At 55.6% G+C, this 15,628-nt stretch carries 16 protein-coding genes; all 16 read left to right on the forward strand.

Annotated elements, in window-relative coordinates; translation table 11 throughout:
• Window positions 1-264: 264 nt before the first annotated feature.
• On the forward strand, window positions 265-2,703 hold the full coding sequence (locus D7024_RS03925; RefSeq protein WP_165859258.1) for a DNA internalization-related competence protein ComEC/Rec2: 2,439 nt from the start codon (window positions 265-267) through the stop codon (window positions 2,701-2,703).
• 130 nt (window positions 2,704-2,833) lie between these two features.
• Complete coding sequence (locus tag D7024_RS03930; protein ID WP_121450619.1) at window positions 2,834-3,811, forward strand: GTPase; 978 nt, start codon at window positions 2,834-2,836, stop codon at window positions 3,809-3,811.
• Between the two features lie 160 nt (window positions 3,812-3,971).
• Window positions 3,972-5,108, forward strand: a complete 1,137-nt coding sequence (locus D7024_RS03935) for a sensor histidine kinase (protein WP_121450620.1) — start codon at window positions 3,972-3,974, stop codon at window positions 5,106-5,108.
• Between the two features lie 33 nt (window positions 5,109-5,141).
• Window positions 5,142-5,777, forward strand: a complete 636-nt coding sequence (locus D7024_RS03940) for a response regulator (RefSeq protein ID WP_121450621.1) — start codon at window positions 5,142-5,144, stop codon at window positions 5,775-5,777.
• A 144-nt stretch (window positions 5,778-5,921) separates the two neighbouring features.
• On the forward strand, window positions 5,922-6,107 hold the full coding sequence (locus tag D7024_RS03945) for a Flp family type IVb pilin (RefSeq protein ID WP_121450622.1): 186 nt from the start codon (window positions 5,922-5,924) through the stop codon (window positions 6,105-6,107).
• A 23-nt stretch (window positions 6,108-6,130) separates the two neighbouring features.
• Window positions 6,131-6,661 carry an A24 family peptidase gene (locus D7024_RS03950; RefSeq protein ID WP_121450623.1) on the forward strand — a complete coding sequence of 177 codons (531 nt, stop codon included), beginning with the start codon at window positions 6,131-6,133 and terminating at the stop codon, window positions 6,659-6,661.
• Window positions 6,662-6,669: 8 nt separating this feature from the next.
• Window positions 6,670-7,059 carry a TadE/TadG family type IV pilus assembly protein gene (locus tag D7024_RS03955; RefSeq protein ID WP_121450624.1) on the forward strand — a complete coding sequence of 130 codons (390 nt, stop codon included), beginning with the start codon at window positions 6,670-6,672 and terminating at the stop codon, window positions 7,057-7,059.
• A 13-nt stretch (window positions 7,060-7,072) separates the two neighbouring features.
• The gene (locus D7024_RS03960; RefSeq protein WP_121450625.1) at window positions 7,073-8,008 is read left to right on the forward strand and encodes a pilus assembly protein TadG-related protein; all 936 of its coding nucleotides are present in this window, start codon (window positions 7,073-7,075) and stop codon (window positions 8,006-8,008) included.
• Window positions 8,009-8,044: 36 nt separating this feature from the next.
• Window positions 8,045-8,770 (forward strand): Flp pilus assembly protein CpaB, encoded by a 726-nt coding sequence (gene cpaB / locus D7024_RS03965; RefSeq protein WP_121450626.1) that lies wholly within the window; start codon window positions 8,045-8,047, stop codon window positions 8,768-8,770.
• 25 nt (window positions 8,771-8,795) lie between these two features.
• On the forward strand, window positions 8,796-10,073 hold the full coding sequence (locus D7024_RS03970; protein WP_121450627.1) for a CpaE/TadZ family protein: 1,278 nt from the start codon (window positions 8,796-8,798) through the stop codon (window positions 10,071-10,073).
• Window positions 10,074-10,089: 16 nt separating this feature from the next.
• Window positions 10,090-11,469: a TadA family conjugal transfer-associated ATPase gene (locus D7024_RS03975; RefSeq protein WP_121450628.1), complete on the forward strand. Its 1,380-nt coding sequence runs from the start codon at window positions 10,090-10,092 to the stop codon at window positions 11,467-11,469.
• 13 nt (window positions 11,470-11,482) lie between these two features.
• A complete protein-coding gene (locus D7024_RS03980; protein WP_121450629.1) occupies window positions 11,483-12,457 on the forward strand; it encodes a type II secretion system F family protein in 975 nt (324 codons plus the stop codon).
• A 127-nt stretch (window positions 12,458-12,584) separates the two neighbouring features.
• Window positions 12,585-13,394, forward strand: coding sequence for a type II secretion system F family protein (locus D7024_RS03985; protein WP_243113686.1), 810 nt, complete (start codon window positions 12,585-12,587; stop codon window positions 13,392-13,394).
• A gap of 11 nt (window positions 13,395-13,405) precedes the next feature.
• A complete protein-coding gene (locus D7024_RS03990) occupies window positions 13,406-13,801 on the forward strand; it encodes a DUF192 domain-containing protein (protein WP_121450630.1) in 396 nt (131 codons plus the stop codon).
• Window positions 13,764-14,672: a HAMP domain-containing protein gene (locus D7024_RS03995; protein WP_121450631.1), complete on the forward strand. Its 909-nt coding sequence runs from the start codon at window positions 13,764-13,766 to the stop codon at window positions 14,670-14,672. Before D7024_RS03990 ends, D7024_RS03995 begins: the two co-directional genes overlap by 38 nt.
• A gap of 147 nt (window positions 14,673-14,819) precedes the next feature.
• On the forward strand, window positions 14,820-15,628 hold an 809-nt coding region (locus tag D7024_RS04000), incomplete at its 3' end, for an NAD(P)/FAD-dependent oxidoreductase (protein WP_243113687.1).

Genomic DNA, 15,628 nt, shown 5'->3' on the forward strand with positions numbered 1-15,628 from the left:
CTGCCGGAATAGGGCCGGTTATGGTTGCCCCCGGATTGGCGGCTGGCAGGTTGCTGAAACGCTGCCCGTATCCAGGGGTGTCGATTGTTTTTGCATTGAGTACGATCCCGTCGGAGTATAATTTCACGGCGTTAATACCATAACGACAGGTGAGGCTGTTGACAGGGTGAAGCGGTCGCAGCTTCTTTTATTTTACGCGAAGGAAGATGGAACCCAGCGGCGAACAATTCCCTTGTTACTACCTGTCATTTTGGGGTGTCGTTGTTGGTTTCCAGGCCCTTGGTGTATTTAACCCTGGCTTTTGCAGCCGGCATTTTCCTGGCGGGTAGTTGGGAGTTGTCCCCCAACACGGCCCTATTAATTTGTGGTGCCCTGTTTATTGCGGCCTTGCTGGGGTATTTTTTTCACTTGTCTTTTAACCGGTGGGTTATTTTAAACCTGTTCCTGGCCCTGGGTTTCGCCTGGGCCACTTTGGCGGCTTGCCGTGTCAACCCCGTCCTTGATGAGTATGCCGGACACTGGGTGACCCTGGAGGGCACCGTCAGCCAGGAGGCGGATGTCCGTTCGGACCGGGTTTACTACTTACTGGATGTGCAGAGGATTTCCCTGGGGCGGGAGGCCCGGGAGCTCCAGGGGCTGGTGCTTGTGCGGGCCGCCGTGCCGGGGTCGGTTTATTCCTACGGGGACCGTTTGCGTCTGCATGGTTTGCTTACACGGCCCCCCGACCCGGGCAATCCCGGGGGGTTTGACTATCGCGCTTACCTGGCCCGCCGGGGTGTCGGTGCGGTCCTCATGGTGCGGGATCCCGCTTCCATTCATAAGCTTGGGGTAGGCGGGCACCCGGTAGTGCGGGCGGTTCTGCGGGTTAAGGAAAAACTCCTCGCGGTTAGCCGGGCGACCCTGCCGCCGGAGAAAGCGGCCCTTTTAAACGGAATTGTCTTTGGCAGCCAGGGGCAGATAGACCGGAAGACCTGGCAGCTTTTCAGTGAATCCGGCGTGGTCCACATCTTAAGCGTCAGCGGCTTACACGTAGGCCTCGTTCTGGCCGGGGTGCTGGCTGCGGTCAGGTTACTGCACCTGCCCCTTTTCCTTACCGCTCCTGTAGGCACAGGGATATTGCTCCTGTACGCCACCCTGTGTGGTTTGGGTCCGGCGGTGACCCGTTCCACCCTTATGGCCCTCATGTTTCTCTGGGCCCACCACCTGGGCCGGGTAAGGGACTGGCCTACCACCCTGGCCGCGGCCGCCCTGGTCAGCCTCGTGGCCAGGCCCCTCTCCCTCTACGACATTGGCTTTCAGCTTTCCTTTGCTGCCACCTGGGGTATCCTTTACCTGGGACCGGTGCTGGACGGGCTGTTGAAAAATATCATCCGGCACACGTGGTTAAGGGCAACCCTCTGGGTTTCCCTGGCCGCCCAGCTGGCCACCCTGCCCCTGATAGCCTGGTACTACAATTTAATTTCCCTGGTATCTTTATTAACCAACCTGGCGGCAGTGCCTCTCACCGGGTTGATCCTTGCCCTGGGTACGGCGGCTGCCTTCCTGGGCCTGGTTATTCCCGCCCTGGCCGGCCTGATCAATACCAGCACCTCCCTGCTGCTGGACGTTTTTATAAGTTTGGTTTCCCTTTGCCGGGATTTACCCGGTGCCGTGCTCCATGTTCCAACGCCTTCTCTCCTCCTGGTGGTGGCCTGGTATCCCCTTTTGTTTTTGGGTGTGTTGCTTGTTTCAAAGGATGGCCGGGTTCTTGGGCGCCAGTTTTTCAGCCGCCATCGCCGCTTATTGCCGGTGGCTTTCCTGGGTGGAGGACTTTTAATAGGCCTCTTTCAGTTCAAAAGTTCCGGGGAAAACCAGCTGGTGGTCCATTTCATCGATGTGGGTCAGGGGGACAGCATTCTCGTTCAGACTCCCGGCGGCAAAAACATGCTGGTGGATGCCGGGGGCTGGCCGGGGGAATTGGACTCGGGGGAAGGGGCCGGGGAGAAGGTGGTGGTGCCGTACCTGCGCCGGCTGGGTGTCAGGCGCCTGGACGTGCTGGTGATCACCCATCCCCACGAGGATCACGCCGGGGGAATGAGGGCGGTGATCGAGGCCTTTCCAGTTGACCTGGCCCTGGTGTCACCGGTAGGAGAGACAGGAAACTCTTCCGTTTTCACCGGCAAATTTTCGGACAAGGTCCCTTTAACCTATCGTGCCCTGCTGGCCGGACTGGCCGCCCGGGGCGTGCCTGTGAAGGCAACGGGGGCCGGGGACCGCCTGCACCTGGATCCGGCTTTGGATATCCAGGTACTGGGGCCACCCCGCCCGCTGCTTTCCGGCACCCGGTCTGATTTGAACAACGCCTCGCTGGTGCTGCTTATTCGTTACGGGGAAGAAGTGCTGCTGCTTACCGGGGATATTGAGGTGGAAGCCCAGCAGGCCCTCATGGATGCGGGCGTTAATCTGGGGTGTACCGTGCTCAAAATACCCCACCACGGCAGCCGTTACCTCCTACGTTCTTTTCTGGAAAAAACGCACCCGGCCGTGGCGGTGATTTCCGTGGGACGGCATAACAATTTCGGGCATCCCGCCCCGGAAACGCTGGAACGCCTGGCCCGGTTGCCGGTGCAGGTTTACCGCACCGATCAGGATGGGGCGGTGATCTTGCGCACGGATGGAAAGCACCTGTTTATGCAAACAGGCCGCAAGCGCCGGGCGGCATAAGAGAGTTTAGCGCCGGAAGTCTTAAAGCGACCCGTGTGAACCCCCAACCATCCCCTGATTGCCTTATCCCGGTTTTTAAGCTAAACTGAAGCCAAACCCTTTTCAATATTTTAAAAAGGGGGAATAGCCAGTGCCTGCCAACCTGACCCCCCAGTATCACGCTGCGGAAGAAGCTTTTCGCAATGCCACAACTATTGAGGAAAAAATCGCTGCCCTGGAGGAAATGCTGGCCGTAATCCCTAAGCACAAGGGTACGGAAAAGCTGCAGGCCGACATTAAACGGCGGCTGGCCCGTTTGCGGGAAGAAGGACAAAAGAAAACCACTCTCAGCCGGCACGACCCCTTCCATATTGAAAAACAGGGAGCCGGGCAGGTGGCCCTGGTGGGTTATCCCAATAGCGGCAAATCAGCCCTGGTTGGTGCTTTAACCAGAGCCAGGGTGAAGGTAGCGGATTACCCTTTTACCACTACTATTCCTTTTAGCGGCATGATGCCTTACGAAGAAATATACGTCCAGCTGGTTGATACCCCGCCCATTATCGCCGAAGGGTTTCCTCCCGGGCTGGCCGGCTTACTGCGCAACGCCGATGCCCTGCTGCTGGTAATAGACAGCTGTGCCGGTGACTGTTTGGATCAATTGGAGAATTCCCTGCGGTTATTAACCGAACGCAAGATCATCCGCAGTGAGATTCCACCCGGTGTCAGGGCGGTACCGCCGCACCGCTTGATTATAGCTGCTAACAAAGCGGAACAGCCCGAGGGGAGGGAAAATCTTTCACTGCTGCAAGAACTGCTGCCGCCTGACCTGGAAATATTACCGGTTTCTGCAGCAGCAGGTCTTAACCTGGAACAGCTCAAAACCAGGCTATATTCAGCTTTAGAAGTAATTCGCATTTTTACCAGGTCCCCGGGCAAAGAACCGGACCTCACCCGCCCCTTTATTTTACCCCGTGGCAGCAATGTTTTGGATTTGGCCGGGAACATCCACAAGGATTTTGTGAAAACCTTGCGTGGAGCACGAATCTGGGGGTCGGCCCGTTTCCCCGGCCAGAGTGTGCCGAAGGAATACGTCTTGCAGGACAGGGATATTGTGGAGCTGCTGGTCTAGAAAGTAGTGCCGGGAGGTACATGGATGGAAGTTCTTTTATCCTCCCGGCACCAGCTTTTCTTTAAGCATCTGGAAGGACTATTTTTGATGGTGGAGAAAAGTACCATATTATTATACAAAAAGAGGCAGTTCTTGGTGAAACGGGGCGGGGTGAAAGAGTTTGTTCGACATTTCAGCGTTGGACAGGGTGATCAAAGATACTCTTGCCGCCATGGAAAATGGAAAGAGCCAGATTTTCGAGATCGCGGAAGCCACGCAGATTGAATGCAACCGCATCCAGCAAGAGTTGCAGCAGGTGATCGAGGAACTGAGGAAGACCATCGACCAGGTGGATGATCTGGAAATAAGGGAGAAAAAGGCGCGCATTCACCTCATGGAAGTAAGCAGGGATTTCAAGCGCTACCGGGAGGAAGATATCAAAAGCGCCTACGAAAAGGCCCAAAATTTGCAACTCCGTTTAAGCGACCTGCGTAATCAGGAAAAAATGCTCCGCTTCCGCCGGGATCAGCTGGAAATAAACTTAAGGCACATGAAAACCAGCCTGGCCAAAGTGGAAAGTACCCTTGCCCACCTGAGCACGGCCATTAATTACCTCAGCAACAACCTGCAGCAGGTGTCGCTGAAAGTAGGGGAACTGCAGCAGCTCCACGATCTCGGGGTCAGCATAATCAGGGCCCAGGAAGAGGAACGCAAGCGCGTCGCCCGGGAAATACATGACGGACCCGCGCAAATGATGGCCAACATCGTCATGCGGGCAGAATTTTGTCTTAAACTATTAGAAATCGATCCCGCCAGGTTGAAGGAAGAGCTTAATGCCCTGCGGGAGCTCGTCCGGCAAAGCCTGCAGGACGTGCGCAAAATCATCTTTGACCTGCGGCCGATGGTACTGGACGACCTGGGGCTGGTGGCGGCCTTAAAGCGTTATGTGGCCGATTTTCGGGAGCAGTACGGAATAGCCGCCGAATTTTCCTTTTTTGGACAGGACCGGCGACTGCCCGTTTCTACGGAGGTAACGTTATTTCGGATTGTCCAGGAATGCCTGAATAACGTGCGCAAGCACGCGGCGGCCCACAGCGTACTGATCAAAATGGAGGTCCTGCCGGAGAGGGTAAACCTTTTGGTCAGGGATGACGGGAAAGGCTTTGATCTTGAGGAAGTAAAAAATAGCAGCCGCCCGGAAGGTTACGGGCTGATCAATATCCGCGAAAGGGCACAGCTTCTAAACGGTTCTGTACAAATCAACACGGCCCCGGGCAGGGGGACTGCGGTATATGTAACGGTTCCGCTGCAGGAATAGTTGGAAAGTCTTGAAAAAGGAGTTGGGGCGTACTTGACGATCAAGGTTGTTATTGCGGATGACCACCCTTTGATCAGGGAGGGCCTGCGCAGGATCCTTTCCCTGGCGCCGGACGTGATTATCGCCGGGGAAGCGGAAAGCGGGGAGCAGGCCGTGGAGTTGACTCGCCGGACGGGGGCGGACGTTGTACTCCTCGACGTCAATATGCCCGGCATGAACGGCATTACCGCCTGCAAGTTAATTAAAACGGAAATGCCCGGCACCAAAGTTATCGCCTTAACCATCCATGACCAGGAAGAATACTTATTTGAGCTGATCCGGGCCGGGGTCTCGGCCTATCTGTTAAAGGACGTGAGCCCGGACAAATTGCTGGAAGCCATTTTGGGTGTAACCCGCGGGGAATCCTTTATTTCGCCCCGGCTGGCGGCGAAAGTTTTTCAGGAGTTCAACCGCCGGACGGGGAAAGCGGGAAATATTCTGACCAACCGGGAGTTGGAAATCCTCCAGCTGCTCGCCCAGGGGGAAAGCAACAAAAGCATCGCCCAAAAACTTTTCATCAGCGAAAAGACGGTGAAAAACCACCTGACCAATATCTTTCAAAAGTTAAACGTTAATGATCGAACGCAGGCGGTGCTTTACGCCATCAAAAACAAGCTGGTGCAGGTGTGAAAGGGCCTTTCGCCCTTTTTTTTTGGGACTCCGGTCCTATGGAAATTAAGACCAAAATCACAACTTGAAATAAGACGCCTGTGCGATGTGTAAAAAGTCTACCGGTGGTAGAATCAGAAGAAAAAGAAAGGGTGGTGTTTTTACATGCGGAATTTAGTGACCCGTCTGGTGAAGGAAGAGAGCGGGCAGGGGATGGCCGAGTACGGGTTGATCCTGGCGCTGGTGGCCATTGCGGCCATTGCGGCCTTAGGAATTTTGTCGGGCGGCATCAACGAAATTTTTAACAAGATTGGTGGCAAGCTCAGTACCGAGGGTGGAAAAGTCCAATAAGGTGGTTTCGGCGGGTTTGTCACATGATGATTTCTTTTGACATTCTCGTGATCGTGCTCACGGCCATCTGCCTGTACACGGATCTGCGCTGGAACAAAATATACAATAAAGTGTTGTTGCCCTTTGCCCTCATCGGCGCCGGCATGCAGTTGTATTTTCATGGTCCAAAAGGCCTGGCGGAGGGGATGGCCGGTTTTTTGACCGGCCTGTTGCTTCTCTTGATCCCCTTTGCCATGCGCCAGATGGGGGCGGGAGATGTGAAGCTGCTGGCCACGATCGGGATGATCAAGGGGCCGCAATTTACCCTTTTCGTTTTTTTGGGCGCGGCGCTGGCCGGCGGCCTGATGTCCTGTGTTTTGCTGATCAGGCAGGGGCGCCTGCTTTTCTCCCTGCGGGCGATCGGATGCGCTGCCCTCCTTCGCCTTGCCCGGGTTCCCGCCCAGTACGCCTTAACTCCCCTGGAACAGGCCGCGCCGGGTGACGCGATTCCCTTCGGGGCCGCCATTTTAGCAGGCGTTTTTGCGGCCTATTTGTTTGCGTTTATTTTGAGGTGAGCTGCCGGATGTGGAAAAAAATTATCCGCTCGCAAAAAGGGCAGGCGATGGTGGAACTGGCCCTGTTGCTTCCGGTGTTGTTGTTGATTTTAGGGGGAATTATTGAATTCGGGCGCATTTTCCATGCTTATCTGGTGATCACCGGTGCCAGCCGCGAGGGTGCCCGGGTCGCCGTGGTAGGGGAGACTTACGATGGGGTGCGCGAGAAGGTAATCGCTTCTGCACCGTCGCTGGACGCCAATTCCCTGGACGTTTTGCTGGAACCCGAGAGTTACGGGCGGGGGGACATGCTCACGGTGACGGTGACTTATCCCGTGGACCTGGTCATTCCCCTGATCAGTGCGTTGCTGCCGGATCCCTTCACCATTAAAGCCGCTACCACGATGCGGGTGGAGTGAAAGGAGCCTGCCGATGATTAAAAAAGTTCTTTCCCGTCTGGCGGCGGATGAAAGGGGCGGTGCTTTCGTTCTGGTTTCCCTGATGATGCTGGGCCTGCTCGGTTTTGCCGCCCTGGTCACCGATTTCGGCCTGTATAGCTTAAACAAGCAGCGCCTGATTAACGCCGTGGACGCTGCGGCGCTGGCGGGCGCTGCGGAGCTGTCTCCCGCCGGGAGCGGCGACGAAGCGGTCGCTAAAAGCTGCGCCGAGCAATACGCGCTGCAAAACGGGGCCGATCCCGCGGGGCTGACGGTTTCTATTTCCAACAGCCCGTCCGGGCTGAAGGTGGTTGAGGTAACCGCCGAGAAAGAAGTGGACTTCATCCTGGCCCGGCTGCTGGGGTATACATCCGGAAAAGTGCAGGCCGCCGCTTCCGCCGCCGTGGCGGGTGTTACCTCTTGCCGGGGGGTTGCCCCTTTGCTGGTGCCCAAACAGAACTTTCAATTTGGAAAAAGGTACACTTTAAAATACGGGGATCCCGCCTATCCCGGAAATTTCGGCGCCCTGGCCCTGGGCGGCACCGGGTCGAGCACTTACCGGCAGAACTTGATTTATGGATACAGCGGCGAGATCGCGGTAGGAGACCTGGTCACGACCGAGCCGGGCAACATGAGCGGCCCTACCGAGGGCATCGACGAGCGGCTGGCCCGCTGCAAAAACAACTGCACGGTGGACCATTTTGAGCCGGGCTGCCCGAAAATCCTGATTATTCCCGTTTACGATCCCGGCGGTACGCTCTACGGGAGAAGCCAGGTAAAAGTAGAGGGCTTTGCCGCCTTTTTTGTCGACCGGGCCGATTCAGAAAAGGACGAAATACACGGGTATTTTATTTGCACCACGGTGGAAGGAGAGGCGGATTTTTCCCGGCCTCCGGATACCGGCCTTTATGCGGTGAGATTGCTGGAGTAGCCCGGGCAGTGAACAGCGCGAAAGGGGGCTTTACGCTTGTTGCGCGGGAAAGTTAACCTGTTCCTTATCCTGGCCGTAATTTTTGGCCTTGTGGCAGCATATGGAGTTTATACCTATCTTCAGCAGTTAAAGGCCACCTACCAGAGCACCGGTGATTTTCGACCGGTGGTCCTGGCCCGGGAAAAAATCCCACCCCAGACAAAGATTACAGAAAATATGCTGGAGGTCAAGGAGATACCGTCTTCTTACATCCATAAGGAAGCGCTTGCGAAGCGGGAAGAAGTGGTGGGCAAAATTACCACCACCGTAATCTATCCCGGAGAGCAGATTTTAAAGGCGAAAATAGCCGGACCCAAAGATCCTTCCCAGGGATTGGCCTTTCTGGTTAGTGCCGGAAAAAGGGCGGCCACCATTGCCGTCAACGATGTTTCTGGCGTCGCCGGGCTCTTACGGCCCGGGGACAGGGTGGACGTGGCGGGTACGGTGGATGTGCCTTCAGGAAGCGCCAGGGAAACTGTTACTTCCCTGCTCATTCAAAATGTAAATGTTTTGGCCGTCAACCAGTCCGCGGACCCGAACCCGGTCAAAAACAACAGTAAGTCTGTACAGACTCAAACGGTTACTCTGGAGGTTACCCCGCAACAGGCACAGACGCTGATCCTGGCCGCCGAAAGGGGGTCCGTTCGCCTGCTGCTGCGTTCACCCGGTGATGGAGCGGAAGTGGCCCTCCCGTCTGCCCGGCTGGGACATCTCGTGCGCTAGCTTTCTGATTCGGGAGGTGAGTTAATTGGATACGACCAAAGTTTTAATTGCCGACGACATTGCCGGCACCAGGGAGGACATTAAACGCCTTCTTTACTTTGAGGAAGATATCAAAGTAGTCGGGGAAGCCGCCGACGGGGAGGAAGCCCTGCGCCTTACCGAAACCCTGCAGCCGGATGTGGTTTTGATGGATATCAACATGCCCAGGATGGACGGTATTCAGGCGACGGAGCTGATCTCAATGCAGTTTCCGGAAGTTGCCGTGGTGATCATTTCCATCCAGGGGGAACAGGAATACCTGCGCAAGGCCATGGCTGCGGGGGCGCGTGATTACCTGGTCAAGCCCTTTAACAGCAGCGAGCTGGCCGAAACAATCCGCAGAGCAGGTGCTTTTCATAAGAAAAGGCAGGTTCATTTTAGCGGCGGGCAGGTTGCTGGCGCCACCCCGCAACCGGCCCGCATCCCCGGCAAAGTGATCACTCTTTTCAGCACCAAAGGCGGCGTAGGGCGCACTACCCTGGCCTGCAACCTGGCCGTCGCCCTGGCCCAGGGGACGGGCCAAAAGGTGGTTCTGGTTGATCTGGATCTGGCGGGCGGGGACGCGGCGGTGCTCCTGAATATGCCCACCAAAGGAACCGTCACCGAAGTAATTCAGGAACCTGATTACGCGGACCCCTCCCTTCTGGAGAGCTATCTTGCCCCCCACTTTTCGGGGATCAATGCTCTGCTGTCCCCAGCCGACCCGGAGCAGGCAGAAACGGTTACGGGAGCACAGGTGACGGTAATTTTGCAAACTTTAAAGAAAAGTTATGACTACGTGGTGGTGGATACTTGCGCTTACTTAAATGAGGTGGTTGTTGGCGCCCTGGAAGCCGCCGATCAGGTTCTCGTCCTGGTTACCCAGGATCTGCCGGCCTTGAAACATGCACGCCTGAACATCGATATTCTCGAACGCTTGAACTTTCATTCCAAAATAAAGCTCATTTTGAACAAGACCCGTCCGGATATGCTCAAACCAAACGAGCTCGAAAAAAGCTTAAATTTTTCCCTCTGGCATGCTGTGCCTGCCGAAGAGAAAATCGTCCTGCCCTCTATCAACAGGGGAATGCCCTTCGTTCTGGCCGAGGCGGGGAGCGCAATCAGCCAGAGCATATTTGAACTGGCCGGGTTGCTGACGCGCGGGGAGGAAGAAGCGGCCGGAAAAGGCAGGATTGTGCCGGAGAGCCGCGCCGATTATCGTGAGCGGAAGTCGCTGTTGGGCAAGTTTTTCAAAACATCCGCGAAACCCGTTTCGTTAAGATAGAAGAGAGGTGATTGGGTTGTCCCTTTTTGCGAGGTTTGAGCAGAAGAACAGGAGAATTTTTGAACCCGGCGGAGCTATACAGGTAAATAAAAGCATGCAGCCTGCCAGGCAGGCTTCTTCCGTTTCCCCAAAAGACCCCTTCCAGGACCTTAAAGTCGACCTGCACAAGAAAGTTATCGCCGAACTGGCGGACCTGCCCCAGGAGAAAAGAGACCGCCGCGAATCGGTGGCTGAAAGGATCGGGGACCTGGTCGGCAGATTGATTGATGAATCCGGGCAGCACGTCTCCCGTTCCGACCGCCAGCGGATCATCAATGAGATTATCGATGAAGCGATTGGTTTTGGCCCGATCACCTCCCTGTTGAAAGACCCGGAAGTTACGGAAATAATGGTCAACGGGCCGCGTCAGGTCTACGTGGAGCGTGGGGGCAGGCTGGAGCTCACCCCCATTACTTTCCGGGACGACCAGCACGTCATGCACGTGATTGAAAAAATCGTGGCCCCTCTGGGGCGAAGAATAGACGAGAGCTCCCCCATGGTCGACGCCCGGTTGCCGGACGGCTCCCGGGTCAACGCCATTATTCCTCCCCTGGCCTTGAACGGGCCTACCATTACCATCCGTAAATTTTTTCAGGATCCGCTCACGGTGGAAAATCTGCTGTCGCTGGGCACCCTTACGGAAGAAATGGCCCTTTTCCTGGAAGCGTGTGTGCGTGCGCGCCTGAACATGATTGTCTCCGGAGGCACGGGAAGCGGGAAGACAAGCATGCTGAATATTCTCTCCTCTTTTATCCCGGCCGATGAGCGGATCATTACCATTGAGGACGCGGCCGAACTGCAGCTGCGCCAGGAGCATGTCGTCACCCTGGAAAGCCGTCCCGCAAATATGGAAGGGCGGGGGGAGGTAACCATCCGGGACCTGGTGCGCAACGCTTTGCGGATGCGCCCGGACCGCATTATCGTGGGTGAGGTGCGCAGCGGCGAAGCGCTGGACATGCTGCAGGCCATGAACACGGGGCATGACGGCTCTTTGACCACCGGGCACGCCAATTCCCCCCGGGACATTCTTTCGCGCCTGGAAACCATGGTGCTGATGGCGGGGGTGGACTTGCCCGTGCGTGCCATCAGGGAACAGATTTCCTCGGCCCTCGATGTGATCGTGCACATGGCGCGCCTTAAGGACGGGTCCCGAAAAGTCACCCACATTACGGAAGTACAGGGGATGGAAGGGGACGTGATCGTCCTCCAGGATCTTTTTCTTTTCGAGCAGACGGGCGTGGACGGCAACGGAAAAATACTCGGCCGGTTCCGGGCCACCGGGATCAGGCCAAAATTTATAGACCGCCTGGAAGTGTGCGGGATCGAGCTGCCGCCGAATATTTTCTGGCTGCGCTAAAGGAGTGAGTGGCGTGGATTTAAAGGTTATTGCCCTTTTTACTTTTCTGTCCGTAGCGTTGCTTGCGCCGGGGCTGCAGCAACTCATCCTGGCCCGGAAGAAGTTTATCACCGACCGGCTAAAAGAACTGGCCGGGCGGGGAGGCCCGGGCGGAAACGGCCGGATGGAAAAGATTAATCAAGACCTGCGCCATAACTTCTTTAAATCGCTGCTCGCCCACGCGGGCCGGTTGTCCCCGCGGGTGTTGAGTATGGCCGCGGACAGGCGGCTGGCCGAAGCTGATCTGCCTTTCAAAGGAGAAGAATTTGTCGCCCTGGCCGTGTTTTGCGCGGCCGGGGGAGGTGTTATCGCTGTTGCGCTGACCGGGCGCCCGGAGCTGGCCGTGCTGGCTGCGCTGGCCGCCGGGGCGGCGCCTTTCTGGCTGGTAAAGGCAATCGCAAAAAGACGGGTGATGCTTTTTAACGGCCAGATTGCCGATACTCTTTTGATCATGGCCAACTCTTTGCGCGCCGGTTTTAGTTTTATACAGGCCATTGAAGTGGTCCAGCGGGAGATGCCGCCGCCCATCGGGCGGGAATTTGGACGCACCTTTAGGGAGTTAAGCCTGGGCACGCCGGTGGAGGAGGCGTTGACCAGCCTGGTTAAAAGAGTGAAAAGCGAAGACCTGTCCCTGGTGGTTACTGCCGTGCTCATCCAGCGGCAGGTGGGAGGGAACCTGGCCGAGGTGCTGGATAAGATTGCCCGGACCATTCAGGAAAGGGTGCGTATTCAGGGGGAAATCCGTGCTCTGACTGCCCAGGGACGCCTTTCCGGAACAATCATCAGTGTGTTGCCCGTATTCCTGGTTGTTGTAATGGTGCTCATCAATCCAGGGTATATCGGTGTCCTGTTTACCCACCCTACCGGGCGGATGATGCTGGGCGCGGCGGTGCTGGCCGAGCTATTGGGATGGTTTTTAATTAAAAGGATTGTCCGTATAAGCGTTTGACAGGAAGGGGTTGCTTATTGATGATCCTTTCAGCGGCCGCGGTTTTTCTGGCTTTTGCGTTTTTTCTTCTGGGCCTTTACCACGCCCTTTGGGGGGAGCGCTTAAAAGTTTCCACAGGCTGGAGGAAGTGTTGGGAGCCCCCGCCTTATCTTTCCGGGAACAGGAATTAAAGGCGCCCTTTTTGCAAAGGGTGGTCCGGCCGGTTTTAAGAAAAATGATTGGCCTGGCCGGTGTTTTCATCCCGGCCGAAAAAACTGCCGTTCTGGAAGAGAAACTGAACCGGGCAGGGAGGCCGGGCGGTCTGAGCGCCGGCGAGTACGCCTTGCTCAAGTACTTTGCCGCCGGAGCGGCCGGGGTATTTTTCTTTTTCTTTTCCGGAGTGGTCCACCTGGAGCCGGTCCCAACCTGCCTGTTTTCCTTCCTGGGCGTTCTGCTGGGCTGGCACATGCCGAACTTCTATCTTGAGGCCCGGATCCGGGACCGCGCCGAACTGATCAGAAAAGAACTTCCGGATGTGCTGGACCTGTTGACCGTAAGCGTGGAAGCGGGCCTGGGCTTTGACGGCGCCCTTTTGAAGGTGGCGGAGAAAAAGAAAGGCCTGCTGGCCAAAGAGTTTTCGCAAATACTGCGGGAAATAAACATGGGCAAGCCGCGGCGTGAAGCCCTCCGGGATGCAGCCGAAAGGCTGGGGGTGGACGAGTTTTCCTCCTTTGCCGGTTCCATCATCGTCGCCGACCGGTTGGGGATCAGTATTGGCAACGTGCTGCGCGTGCAGTCGGCACAAATGAGAAACAAGAGGCGCCAGCGGGCCGAAGAAAGAGCGATGAAGGCGCCGGTGAAAATGCTTTTCCCCATGGTGTTTTTTATATTTCCCGCCGTATTCCTGGTTCTCCTGGGGCCGGCGGTGATCAAAATCAGTAAAGTTTTTACCAGGTGAGGTTTACAGGGATGCGTTTGAGTAATTTAACCCGCAACGCATTGCTGGCCCAGAATGTGCGGGTGGCGGCAAACTTCTGGTCACGGTTGAAGGGGCTTATGGGCAGGCGGAAGATGGAACATGGCGAGGCTCTTGTTCTGGAAAAATGCCGGGCCGTCCACACCTGCTTTCTGCGTTTGCATATTGATGTGGCTTTTCTGGATGAAAAGGGGACGGTGCTCAAAACCCTGGTCAATCTGCCTCCTTACCGGTTCACCATGCCGGTGCCCGGGGCGCGCCGGGTGGTTGAGCTGCCCGCCGGCGTTCTCTTGAAAACCGGCACAGTACCGGGGGACACGCTCAGTTTTTCTGAAAAAGAGGTGATCCGCAATGAAAAAAACGGGGCGCAAAATTTCCATTGCCACTAAAATAAGCATTTACTTTGGCCTGTTAATTTCTTTTCTAATCATTACGGTGGGTTGTTCTACTTACATCCGTATCCAGCAAATCATGGAGCTTCAAATAAAAGAGAAAGGCGAGGCCGTTGCCTCCGCCGTTACCGCCCTGGCGGCGGAGTGGCTGCAGGCCGGTGACCCGCAGCTATTAAACAAGCTCTTTTCCGACCTGAAGGCGAATGAAGATATCGGGGAAGCGGCCATCGTTAATTCCGGCGGGAAAATAGTTGCTCATACCAATACCCTTTTAATTGGCAGAACTGTGTCCGAGGGCTCTTCGGAAGGAATCTTTCAAAAAAGCGTTTCCCCCGGTCCGGTGCTCAGCGCTCCGGTAAGAACTGCCGAAGGCAGTTTGCTGGGCTACTTTTACATCCAGATGGATCAGGAACGAACAAAAAGATACATGCGCAACCTGGCCCTGACCATGGTTTTTGTTTTGCTGGCAGCGTTGTATGCTGGAATCATGCTGGCACACATCATCAGCAAACGTGTTTTACGCCTGCCTATTAATGATTTAATGGAAGCTACCCGTCATATCGCCACCGGCAATTTCGCCTATAAAGTTCCGGTACGCAAGCAGGACGAGCTGGGCAACCTGGCCCAGGCGTTTAACACCATGACCGCCTACCTGACCAATCTTTTCCGGACAGTCCAGCTGAGCACCATGGAGATGGCCAAAAGCAGCCAGCTTATTTTGGCCCGCACGGAAAGCTACTGCTCCACCGCCGGGAAAGACCAGAAAGAGATGACGGAGCTGACGGAAATAACCAATGCAGCCCGCCGGTTGGCCCGGGTGGTAGACAGGTTGAACAGCCTTTCTCTGCAATTTAAGATTACAAATTGATGGCTGCCGGCGATTTAACCTGGCAAATACTGAATTAAAGGACATTACCGCAAGTTTCAAGGTTTAAGTTTAGAAGCTTGCATTAATTTTCCCCACCGGGAAAAGATAATGGCCAGAGCAACTGGAAAAACAGGAGGGAAATTTGCAATGTACGACCTGGTCATTATCGGGATGGGCCCGGCAGGGTTAACGGCGGCTGTATATGCGGCCCGTAAAAAGCTGTCTACCCTCTTAATTGGAAAACAATACGGAGGCCAGATGGCCTGGGCTCCGGGAGTAGAAAACTATATCGGTTTTCAATATATTACCGGTCCCGAATTGCTGTCTAAGTTTGAAGACCATGTAAAACAATACCCCGTTGAGCGCGTCGAAGCCGAAGTAGTTAAACTAACCCGGGAGAACGGTCATTTTGTCACCCGCACTGTCGGCGGCGAGGAATTTCGCTCCCGGACGGTGATTGTAGCTTCCGGCAAGGCTCCCCGCCGGCTCAATGTGCCCGGTGAAAGGGAGTTGACGGGCCGGGGGGTCAGCTACTGCGCGGTTTGCGATGCACCTATTTTTGCCGGTATGGATGTGGCGGTGGTGGGGGGAGGCAACTCGGCTCTTACGGCAGCGTACGATTTGATCAAAATAGCCAAACAGGTCTACGTTGTCTCCCTGGTGGAATGGACTGCGGACCCCATTATCGTCGATAAAGTGAAAGACGCGCCGAATCTGACCAAACTGGTGGGGTACGAAACGGTGCGCATCGAAGGAAACGAAAGGGTGACGGGCATTACCTTGCGCTCCCTGGACGGGCGAAAAGAAGAGAAAAAAAGTAAGCGTCAAACACAACCCACCTTGGCACAATACCCAAGTTTAAGGGATAATCTTCCTCAAAAAATAAGCTCGATGAGGAGGATTTTTTCTTATGACCAAAGCCGAACGGGAAGCGCTATGGGAAACCCGAATAGCCG

This window comes from Desulfofundulus salinus, assembly GCF_003627965.1.
GTDB lineage: Bacteria > Bacillota > Desulfotomaculia > Desulfotomaculales > Desulfovirgulaceae > Desulfofundulus > Desulfofundulus salinus.